This window comes from Chlorobium sp. N1 (genome assembly GCF_004332115.1).
Taxonomy (GTDB): Bacteria; Bacteroidota; Chlorobiia; order Chlorobiales; family Chlorobiaceae; genus Chlorobium.
Genome location: NZ_SJPA01000031.1, coordinates 1 through 1,631, shown reverse-complemented (window position 1 = coordinate 1,631; position 1,631 = coordinate 1). Strand labels below are relative to the sequence as shown.

At 54.9% G+C, this 1,631-nt stretch carries 1 protein-coding gene; it reads left to right on the top strand.

The window, feature by feature from the left end; translation table 11 throughout:
* Positions 1 to 124: 124 nt before the first annotated feature.
* Positions 125 to 1,615, top strand: a complete 1,491-nt coding sequence (locus E0L29_RS11415; RefSeq protein WP_131359206.1) for an IS5 family transposase — start codon at positions 125 to 127, stop codon at positions 1,613 to 1,615.
* Positions 1,616 to 1,631 lie beyond the last annotated feature (16 nt).

The window sequence follows — 1,631 nt, the reverse complement described above, 5'->3', positions numbered from 1 at the left end:
AGGGTCTGCTGAATAATAGTTAAATCATTTTATGGTAATGAATTAAGCGGTATTTTTCGTATCTTATGTGCAAGGAAAAGCCTGAAAAAGCCCCAAAAACCTTGCACCTCGAAACCGCCGATTCATGTACCAGCCGAAGTTTCATCAGCTCACGTTCGAAAATTTCCATCTGCCGTTTGGTGGTAAACTCGATCCGGAAAACCGGTGGGTGAAACTTGACGCCGTAATTCCCTGGCACGTTGCCGAGACGATGTATGCAAAAAACTTCCTGTCAAAACGAGGCGCTCCGGCACTGACGGTCCGCATGGCGCTGGGATCCTTGATCATCAAGGAGAAACTCGGCCTCTCGGATATCGAGACGGTCGAACAGATCAAGGAGAACCCGTATCTCCAGTACTTCATCGGGCTTGCAGAGTACCAGCATACCGCGCCCTTCGATGCTTCAATGATGACCCACTTCCGCAAACGCCTGAAGCATACCGATCTCGCTGCGTTGCAGGAGGAACTCCTGCAACGCCATCTGGCTGCGGAGAAGGCTCGCCTGAAGGCGAAGAATGAAGACGACGATGATGAAGGCGATGACGGCTCCGTAAACAAGGGGCGCCTCATCGTTGATGCTACCTGTGCTCCGGCAGACATCGCCTATCCGACGGACATCAGCCTCTTGAACGACGCCCGCGAGAAGACCGAATTGATCATCGACACGCTGTGTGCAATGCACCCGGAAGGAGTGACGAAGCCCAGGATGTCCCGCCGGACAGCAAGAAAAGAGTTCCTTGCTGTCGGCATGAAGAAGAGCTTGTCGAGAAAGGCGCTCCGCAAAGGCCTACGCAAGCAGTTGGCATATATCAGGAAGAACCTCCAGTACATCGGCAACCTCTCCGCATCGGTTCCGCTGACGGTCCTGTCGAAACACCGGTACCGCGACCTGCTGGTGATCGAGGAGCTGTACCGGCAGCAGCTGGAAATGTACAAGAGCGACACGAAGAGCATCAGTGACCGGATCGTAAGCATCAGTCAGCCCCATGTCAGACCAATCGTACGGGGCAAGGCCGCTGCGAAAACGGAGTTCGGCATGAAGCTCTCAATCAGTGTCGTCGATGGCATCAGCATGCCGGAACGGATGAGCTGGAACGCCTACAACGAAGGCTGTGACCTGGTAAGGGATATCGAGCGCTACCGTGAGCGATACGGCCACTACCCTGAATCAGTGCACGCCGACAAGATCTACCGGACACTGGCCAACAGGATGTGGTGCAAAGAGCGGGATATCAGGCTGAGTGGCGTGCCGCTGGGGCGGCCGCCAAAGGATGTTGAGAAGAACCGGGCCCGCCGGCGGCAAATCAGGGAAGACGAAGGAATCAGGAACGCCGTTGAAGGGAAGTTCGGCCAAGCGAAGCGCAGGTATGGGCTAGGCCGGGTGATGGCGAGGCTGTCTGAAAGCAGTCTCTGCGTGGTCTCGCTCACGTTTCTCGTGATGAACCTGGACCGGTTGCTCGCCCTTCCTTTTTTGCGCCTGTTTGAATGGCTCCTTTTGGAGCTTGACGTAATCCAAAATTTGTTCAAGTGGTCATCTTCCCGTGCGGCGATGAAGTGCTGCTGGGCGATGGCTTGAATTCTTCAGCAAACCC

Coding starts and splice junctions, on each gene's coding strand:
- E0L29_RS11415 (WP_131359206.1), top strand. CDS start 125: ATGTACCAGCCGAAGTTTCATCAGCTCACGTTCGAAAATTTCCATCTG.